This window comes from Methylorubrum salsuginis (genome assembly GCF_900114375.1).
Lineage (GTDB): Bacteria > Pseudomonadota > Alphaproteobacteria > Rhizobiales > Beijerinckiaceae > Methylobacterium > Methylobacterium salsuginis.
In genome coordinates this window covers 201503-210586 of the sequence record NZ_FOSV01000007.1, presented here as the reverse complement: position 1 = coordinate 210586, position 9084 = coordinate 201503, and the positions used below count along the sequence as shown (strand labels likewise).

Sequence of the window (9084 nt, the reverse complement as noted above, 5' to 3'; positions counted from 1 at the left end):
CCAGTCGATCTCACCGGCCGCGTGCAGGCGCTCCAACAGGACCTGATGCAGCCGCGCCCACACGCCGGCTGCCTGCCAGTCGCGCAGACGCCGCCAGCAACTCATGCCGCTCCCGCAGCCCATCTCGGCCGGTAGCATCTCCCAGGGTAGGCCGGAGCGCAGCACGAACAGGATGCCGGTCAGCGCCGCCCGATTGTCGATCGGAGGCCGTCCGCCCTTCGGGCGCGGCCGAGGCGGCGGCAGGAGCGGGGCAATCTCCGTCCAGAGATCGTCGGGAAGCAGAGCGCGAGCCATGCCCCACCAACGCACCATCCACCGCTTCGTGCCGTTCTGTTAGGCGCTCTTAGACCGGCCGGCAGAGCACGGCGGGCTGCTGATAATGATCCTCGCCGTCCCACATCGCCTCGACCCGCCATCCGGCCTTGTCGAGCAGCGAGCGGAGATAGACCCGATTGTACACGCAGAACCCGCCCGGGTTGGCGGCCTGCTCGGCGAAGTCCTGCGGCTCGTCGGACAGGAGGCCTGTGAAGTAGAACGCGCCGCCATGGGCTTGCACGCGCCGCAGGACGGAGGCGATGCGCTCGAAGCCATCCGGTTGCTGATGCGTCATGACCGAATAGGCCAGGACGACATCGAACCGCTCGTCCGTCAGGGTTTCGAGGGCGTCGTGGCCGTCGCCGGCCGTGCCTTTCGGATTGTACATCGTGTTGGCGTCGTTGATGTGCAGGAACCCGAAGCGCTTGTCCTCCACGTGCTCGGACAACCACGCGATCGAGGCCTTGTTCACGTCGACGCCGACATAGCGCCCGATCGGCAGGCCGAGGTTGACGATCGTCCGGACCGAACGGACGCCGCATCCGAAATCCAGCACGCGCTTGCCCGCGAGGGAGGACCAGCCGAGGCGGTGGGCCATCTTGCGCAGGATGTAGTGGCCGGTCACCTCGGTCGGGTAGACGGCGACCTTCGGCGAGTTGAACTGGAACGGCGGGTCGATGAACCGGAAGGCGGGCTCCGCTGCCGTGCCGTCGGTGTCCTTCTCGCGCATGCTGTGCCCCGGTCCGGCGGGCGCTGCCACCCGCGACGACGGGAGTATCGCCCGGACCCAACCGATTTCAAGGCGCCGGTCACGCCCCGTCGCGTGCGAACGGCGACGGACTGCCGGGCGTGGCTTGCGCCGGACCGGCACCGGCCGATCGCAAGATCGGATGAGCCGCGGCTCGGAACCGGCGGGACGTCGGGGCGCGGAGGCGCACCGGCTCTCAGCGCTTGGCAGCGTCGGCCGACTTGCCGCTTCCGGTCGGCTTGCCGCCGTTGAACCAGATGCAGCGCTTGCTCATCTCTTCGAGATTGTACTCGTTGCCGACCTGCTTGGCGAGTTGGCCGTTGAGTGCGATGTTGATCTGCTTCACCTCGGTGCTGAAGATGCTGTTTTCCGCACGATAATAGCAGTACTGGCTCTCTGGTACCTTGCTGTTCTTCAGGTAGTTCCATCCGGTGATGACGTCACCATTCAGGTATGCAACGCTTTTAAACAGCGTGTAGGTCGTCGTGGTGTCGAATCCGCCTTCCTTCTCCTTGGCCTGAGCCGCCACCTCCGCCACGGCCGATTGCGGCGCGGGGGGCTGCTCCAGCTTCAGCACGTTGTCGGTCAGCGTCACCTCGCCCTGGGTCTTGAGCGTCACGTTCGCAAGCGCTGCCTGCATCGCGCCCGCGATCTTCTCCGCGGCCGTGTCGAACTGGTTCATATACGCGTAGCCGTAGGAGGCGGCGCCCAAGCCGGCCCCGGCGAGCGCCAGGAAGACGCCCGCCCCGGTCGCCCGCAGCAGGAAGGCGCGGGCGGAGAGCATGCGCGCCTCGGCGCGCAGCCGGCCGTTCACGTTCTGGGCCAGGACGATGTTCTCGTGCGTGCCGTCGGTGAGGATGCTCATGACAGGAGACTCGTCGGACGGTTACGCGGAAGCCGGCACGGGGGCGGGCGGGGCCGGCGGCACGGTCGGGGCGGTGCGTCGATCCAGCGGGATCACCGAGCCCTCCCGCGAAGCCGGCCGCAGCGGATTGTTCGCGATCTCCTGGCGCACGGTCTCGGCGACCGTGGACAGGAGATAGGGGGCGGCCTCCGCGCTGACGGCGGCGCCGAGATCGTCCTCGTCCATGAAGGTCTTGCGCACCGAGACCGCCGAGAGCGCCAGGATCGTCGAGGCGAAGGCGGCGCAGAGCGCGGGCACGAACACGAAGATGCGCAGGAAGGCGTGCACCTGCGCGTCGCTCACCTCGATCGGATCGACGCCGTAGACCATGGCGGTGAAGGAGTGGAGCTGCGAGCGGTTGACCGCGTTGCGGTAGGCCTGCTCGGCATCGGCCACCTTGCGGTCGGCGGCGCCCCGGTCGAGCAGGCCGCGGGCCTTGCGCGCCTCCTCCAGCTCCTTGACGACGGCGCCCCGGTCGGTACCGGCCTTGGCCACCGCCGCGTTGAGCGTCGCGGTGCGCGGGTCGGTGACGCATTTCAGGTTCGAGTAGCGCACGCCCCGGCTGTTGGTGCCGTAGACGCGCTCGCAGCGCTGCGCCGGAAGCCCCGCAAGCTGCGAGGCGTTCTCCGCCGAGCGCTTCTCGATCTGCTCCAGCTCACCCGCGTATTGCTCGACGCGGGCATTGGCGGCGCTGATCCGGGTGTCGATGCTGTCGCGGTCGGCCTGGGCGTCCTTGAGGGCGGTCTTGGCCTTGGCCGCGTCCATCAGGCGGGGATGGAACATCATCTCGCCGAGCTGCGACACCGACTTCGTCGTCACGCCCGCGGCGAAGACGATGCCGATGATCGCGAGCCCCTTCACGAACCACGAGCGCTGGGTCCGGGCCAGGATGCCGAGCGGCACGCGGCACAGCTCGACCGCGGCGTAGACCAGCGGGGCCAGCAGCATGAAGTAGAAGGCGCGGGCGTCGCCGTCGCTGTAATAGTCCGCGAACAGCCACGCGCCCGCCAGCGAGGCGCCGATCACCATGAACTCGACGAGATAGGCGATCCCGACATAGCCCCACTTGATCCGGTAGCCGCGCTCGACGTCGCGCTCGTGCTTCCAGCGGCTCTGGTCGAGGGCCCATTCGCGCCGCTCGCGCTGGAATTCCCGGTTCGGCGACTTCCTGAACATGGATCTCGACGGGCCTCTGCGGGGCGGCGAACCGGCCATTTCCTAACATCGCGTTACTCAAGCGTAAGCTTGCATTGTGCCGAAGTTGTGCCGGCTGCCCCGATCATCGGTGGACGACGGCGTACCGATTGCCGCAGCGCGAAATTCTTCGTCCCGGTCGGCGTGGGCGGGATGAAAGCGGTTGCCCCCGCGTGGACCCGCCGCCCATGATGCGAGCGAACCTTCCGACAAGCCCCCGATCCTCACCGACAGGCATACGCACCTCCCGATGACCGCTCCCGTGCAGGCTGCCACCCAGATCGCCGCCGAAGCCGGCGCGCATGCCGGCGGCTACAAGGAGGCGATCCTTTTCCTCGTCACCGCGGGCGTGGTGGTGCCGCTGTTCCACCGCCTGCGGGTGAGCCCGGTGCTCGGCTTCATCGGCGCGGGCGCGCTGCTGGGGCCGTTCGGCCTCGGGCGCTTTTCCGAGACCCATCCCTGGCTCGGCCTCGTCACCATCGGCAGCCGCTCGGAGATCGCGCATCTGGCCGAATTCGGCGTGATCTTCCTGATGTTCATGATAGGGGTCGAGCTGTCCTGGGAGCGCCTGCGGGTGCTGCGGCGGCTCGTGTTCGGCCTCGGCTCGATCCAGGTGATCGCCTCGGCCGCCATCATCGCCGCGATCCTCGTGGCCCTCGATCAGCCGGTGGCGGGCGCGGTGCTGGTCGGGCTCGGCCTCGCCCTGTCCTCGACCGCGGTGGTGCTGCCCGTTCTGGCCGAGCAGAAGCGGCTCGGCACGCCCGCGGGCCGCACCAGCTTCGCGGTGCTGCTGTTTCAGGATCTGGCGGTGGCGCCGATCCTGTTCGCCATCGCCGTGCTCGGCCGCAACGACGGCGGCAATCTCGGCGCGGCGCTCGCCGTGGCGCTCGGTCAGGCGGCCATCGCCCTCGCCCTCATCGTGGTGGCGGGCCGCGTGGCCCTGCGCCCGCTGTTCCACCTCGTGGCGCTGACCCGCTCGCCCGAATTGTTCATGGCGGCCTGCCTCCTCGTCATCGTGGCGACGGCGCTGGTGGCCGCCGCCAGCGGGCTGTCGATGACGCTCGGCGCCTTCGTGGCCGGTCTGCTGCTCGCCGAGACCGAGTATCGCCGCGCCATCGAGGCGACGATCGATCCGTTCAAGGGGCTCCTGCTCGGGGTGTTCTTCGTCTCGGTCGGGATGAGCCTCGATCCGGCGCAGCTGTTGGCCGCGCCCGGCGCGATCCTCGGCCTGGCGCTCGGCCTCCTCGTCATCAAGGGCGCGGTTTTGTGGGCCGGCGCCCGATTCATGAAGATACCCCGGCCGGTCGCCCTGGAGACGGCGCTGCTGATCGGACCCGGCGGCGAGTTCGCCTTCGTGCTCATCGGCGGCGCGATGATCGCCGGACTGGTGCCGGAGCCGGTCGGCGGGGCGGCGCTGATCGTCACCACCGTCACCATGATCGCCATCCCCGCGCTCGCGGTGCTGGGCCGCCGCGTCGGGCGGCGCGTGTCGAGCGCGCAGCTCGGCCGGGCCCGGGCCGAACCGGTGCCGGAGGCGGTGCAGAACCGGGTGATCGTCGCGGGCTACGGCCGGGTCGGGCGGCTCGTCGGCGAGATGCTCAAGCGCCACGACATCCCCTATCTCGCCCTCGACGCCGACCCGGCCCGCGTCGCCGAACAGCGGCGGCTCGGCAGCCCGGTCTATTTCGGAGATTCCGCCAACACCGAGATGTTGCGCCGCTGCGACATCGCCACGGCCCGCGCGCTGGTCGTCACCCTCGACAATCCGAGCGCGGTCGAGGCGGTGGTGCAGGCTGCCCGCGCCGAGCGGCCGGACCTGACCGTCGTGGCCCGCGCCCGCGACGCGCGCCACGCCACCCAGCTCTACGAGATGGGCGTGACCGACGCGGTGCCGGAGACGATCGAGGCCTCGCTTCAGCTCTCGGAGGCGGTGCTCGTCGATGTCGGCGTGCCGATGGGCCACGTCATCGCCTCGATCCACGAGCGCCGCGACGAATTCCGCACCATGCTCAAGCGCAAGGAGACGGACCAGCGCCCGGCCTTCCGCGCCCGCCGTACGGTTGGTAAGGAAACTGAACCCGTCAAGCCCGTTGGGCATGTGAGCCGAACCGCTTAACGCTGAGACTCAATCTCGGTGCCGCTGACTATGCGCGGGAGAATGCCGTTTTCGGCAAGTTCGTCATGCTCTGCTATAGCACCGGCTTGGAACCTAGCTGGCGACTTTCAGAAAATGCAAAGGCAGCACAAGGATCAGAAACATCGTTCTGAATCCGAACTCGAGCACCAAAATCAAGGCACTGCTTGCGCGGTTGAGGTTGTCGGAAAGGGATATGTAAATGAATCATGCTGAAGACGTGCTTCGAAGCTCCGAGGTGGAGCGTAAATCCTTGGAAGCTATTGAGAAAAAGCATTATCACCTTGCTATAATTCATCTTGAAAACTGGTTGTTACTTGATAGAGGCAATGCCGAGCCGCGCAGGCAATTGATCGGGGCTCTGATCAATGTCGGACGTTTTGAAGATGCAAACCGTTATATCATCGAATCGTTGCGCGATGACCCCCATTCTCTCAGGATGCGGTTGATGCTCGCAAGTAATTACAAGAAAATTGGGAATGACGTTCAGGCCGTTGATTGTGCTAAAGAATCTATAAAATTGTTTCCCAACAAAGTAGAAGCGTACATTCTTTTAGCACAAATTTTGATCGAGAAGGAGGCTTTTGCAGCGGCTTTGATGATCCTGCGCGACGGATTAGCTGCAGTTGACGATCGGCCCCCACTAAATCTATTGGCAGCGGCAGTAGCGCTTAAGCTTGGAAGCTTTTCAGAAAGTAGTCAGTACGCCTATCAGGCGTATGCAGATCTTAATTCGAGGAATTTCAAAAAATTTGAAGCTGTCGAAAGAAGTTTGTCAGTCGATTTTGCGGACATGCTGGGGATGCTGTCGGTAAAATCTTCTGGGCTTTGGCCGAGATACTGGCTAGCAACTCAACAAAATCGGGGTTCTGCCGCGTTGGCTCAGCTTACGCCTCAGCTTATGCTTCAGCAACTGCCGATGCATGCGGATTTTATCTCTATCCCAGGTGATATTGCGTCGCCTTTGAGAGATACAATCGATAGTTTGAGAGCGGTACGTAAAATTAAATTTTCGTATCCTCAATCGATCAGTGATGCTCATAAGTCCATCCTTTCAGCGGGTATCGCTTCTAAGCAAAGATTTGTTGAGGTATCGCTCAACCAAGTGGCGCCATCAGACCTGCCTGCGTTGTATGATTTGCTGCGATGGTCAAATTGGATCTTGATGAACGTTCGCACCGCAAACTTAGAGCAAAGAGTTGCTGCTATCGATTCGCTGCAGAAGCTGGAAATCGACTATAGAAAATTTGATGATCATATTATTGCAATAAATTCCAGACAGGACAAATTGCTAGGTGAAAGCATTCAGCATGAAGCTAGGTATCCACTGCCTATAGACAAAGACTCTTACATCAGTGATGACGAGGCTGTAGCAGAAGTTAAGCAAGCGATTGAGGCGAAGAAGCCGTTCAGTCTTTTGCGTATTGGTGACGGAGAGGGTTACGTCCTGGGTTTCGACGATACGACGACGACGGATGAAATCGAAAAAATAACCCGATTCTGGTTCGGTCATAACAAGATCTCGCCCACTGATGTGCGGAATATTCGAGCAGGGCTCGTCTCAGCAATCCGCAGTGCGGACGTGATTGGTATGCATTTCCAGTCAAACATTGGAAACAAATTCGGAATGCCTCGCCGTCATGTAAGCGAATATTTATTATGGAATGGATATGCGAAGTTCTGTAGCGCGAATGTCCATCATAATACTTTATATGAAGATCGATTTGACGAAATCCTTTCCAATCAAGATTTCGTTGGCCTTATTACTCCGCGAGCGGTGGAGCCTTTTGTTCGGGAGCGGTTCAATGTCGGCCGTGTCATTACTTATTTCGTGCCAGAAGAGGTCAGGTACGCGGAAGATAAAGAGAAAGTGGACGCACATTATCCAGACGTTTTTGCGAAGATTAGCAAAGAAATCTCCGTTCCATATCAAGGTGCAATTTTTCTTGTCGGAGCTGGTGTTCTCGGAAAGTTGTACTGTGATACAATCAAGAAAAAAGGTGGCATTGCGATTGATATCGGCGGCGTTTTTGACATTTGGGCTGGGCACAAAAGAGTTGCCGGCGCACTCAAAAAGATAAAGTCAAAAATCAATCCAGAATGATTTTATTGCTAAATGGCGCTCGATCGGAGCACGGGATTGGCGATCAGAAGGAGACCGACTTGCCGGAGAAGCGCTCGGCCGCCGACGCACAGACCGACGTCGCGGAGCCGGTCAAGGTGAGTGCGGCGTCGTTCTTATATCCAGCCTACGATACCTTCGGCCGCGGCATGCCGTGGCCGGCTTCCTTTGGAATGTGTCTTGCGGCCCCAACGGGCGCTGCTGGTCTCCGGTTGCCTGACGAGAGCCAGCGATGTCGAAGAAGCGATCATGCTTCGCGTCCACGTGCAGTTGGCCCCGATAGCGACGGGCTCCTCCACGATCAAAATCCCCGTCTGGCTCCTCGTCACGGGCGAGATCGAAGCATGATGTGAACTGCTGGGAAGGGGCAATCCGACGCTGGTCGGCTCTTAGCCTGGTCCTTCCTTTACGCGGAGTCTCGATCTTATTGCATGAACTTCATGAACGAGCAGTCCAGAATCATAATTTCGGTTCGACTCGGTCGGAAATATCTGGGACGGTATCTCTGCCAATCATGTCTGCGACAGCTTTGGCATAAACGTGATCCACATGAGATTTTCCGCTGAGATTCAATCCAGGAAAATGTATGAAGGTGGGGCTCACTTCAACGCCCCCCTTCAAGAATGAGCATACACCGCGCCGGACGTCTAGATTGAAATCGGACCCTTTTATTGTCGTAAAATGCCATTGTAGGCCTTTGCGTGTTTTCTGCGGAAATGGCTCGATATTGTGAATTCCACACGCAGAGCCGAATATCGGCTCAATGGAATAGCCTTTGCCATGATGGATGGTTGTAATGATTTCCTTATGATTGGAAAAGAGTTCGCGCATCGAAATAAAAACCTTCTGTGACATTTCACTCTTTTCAAAATAGTAAACTCCGCAATTGCCCTCGGCGACGAATTCAATGCCTAGTGTCGATATGATGTTATCTATATTTACACGCCAAAAGCCCGAGGTCGTTTTCTTACCTACGAAGCTGAACGGTGAACCTCTCAGTTTGTCCCAGATCGCATCGATGTCTTTCTTGGCGAGAAGAACGTCTCCGTCCACAAACATCGTTCTTGTATATGGACTATATTTGTACGAATTCATCTTATATTCAACGCCTTCTAAATTGGTTTCTTCGATTTCAATGCGATCGTCAAAAACGCTGTCTATCTCAGTTAATATCGCCTCATTGAGGAGACTTTTCCCAACGGCCAAGCACGTGCGGCGTTTCGGATCGTTGATCTTTATTGAGATGGCTAAGTTGATGCACATCCGCAGATAATTTTCACGCCCCACCGCTAAGGTAAGATATCCTTCTGTCATATCCTTACTTGCGTGACTCATGGCAGTCGATCCTTGCCGTGAAAGTTGTATTGAGATGGTGAGTGAGCGGCGATGGCGAAGTGGGGCTTCGACTTGCTTGTTACATCAGCTTCGGCTTAGGGAACTGATCATTTCAGAAATTAGGATTAAAGACCTATCAACCATAGGGCGTCATTCGTACTACAACATCGGCTCACGGGTCCAGTTTGAGGGAGGCAATGGCCTCCGTTTCGATCGCACCGGAAACCGAAGCGGGTGCTGATTATGGCGATATGGCCTTCCAAATCCCAGGTGCCAAATGATTTGCCGGTGGATTTGAAAAGCGAATATCCAAGATGATGAGCGGCCTGGCC

At 60.3% G+C, this 9084-nt stretch carries 7 protein-coding genes; 2 read left to right on the top strand and 5 right to left on the bottom strand.

Annotated features, from left to right (window positions below):
• From BM140_RS11345 to BM140_RS11330, 4 genes are all read right to left on the bottom strand, one after another.
• Positions 1-294, bottom strand: a 294-nt coding sequence (locus BM140_RS11345) for a transposase (RefSeq protein ID WP_131803795.1), incomplete at its 3' end; no start/stop codon positions are given.
• A 49-nt stretch (positions 295-343) separates the two neighbouring features.
• Positions 344-1045, bottom strand: a complete 702-nt coding sequence (locus BM140_RS11340; protein ID WP_091945709.1) for a class I SAM-dependent methyltransferase — start codon at positions 1043-1045, stop codon at positions 344-346.
• Between the two features lie 214 nt (positions 1046-1259).
• Positions 1260-1928, bottom strand: a complete 669-nt coding sequence (locus BM140_RS11335; protein WP_091945706.1) for a hypothetical protein — start codon at positions 1926-1928, stop codon at positions 1260-1262.
• Between the two features lie 21 nt (positions 1929-1949).
• Positions 1950-3143 (bottom strand): ATPase, encoded by a 1194-nt coding sequence (locus BM140_RS11330; RefSeq protein ID WP_091945703.1) that lies wholly within the window; start codon positions 3141-3143, stop codon positions 1950-1952.
• 268 nt (positions 3144-3411) lie between these two features.
• Here BM140_RS11330 and BM140_RS11325 point away from each other — a divergent pair, with 268 nt between their 5' ends.
• Together BM140_RS11325 and BM140_RS25385 are read left to right on the top strand one after the other, a co-directional pair.
• On the top strand, positions 3412-5277 hold the full coding sequence (locus BM140_RS11325) for a cation:proton antiporter domain-containing protein (RefSeq protein ID WP_091945701.1): 1866 nt from the start codon (positions 3412-3414) through the stop codon (positions 5275-5277).
• A gap of 220 nt (positions 5278-5497) precedes the next feature.
• Positions 5498-7399, top strand: a complete 1902-nt coding sequence (locus BM140_RS25385; RefSeq protein WP_131803794.1) for a GT-D fold domain-containing protein — start codon at positions 5498-5500, stop codon at positions 7397-7399.
• A gap of 477 nt (positions 7400-7876) precedes the next feature.
• Here BM140_RS25385 and BM140_RS25380 read toward each other — a convergent pair whose 3' ends face one another.
• A complete protein-coding gene (locus BM140_RS25380; RefSeq protein ID WP_131803792.1) occupies positions 7877-8752 on the bottom strand; it encodes a hypothetical protein in 876 nt (291 codons plus the stop codon).
• Positions 8753-9084: the final 332 nt, after the last annotated feature.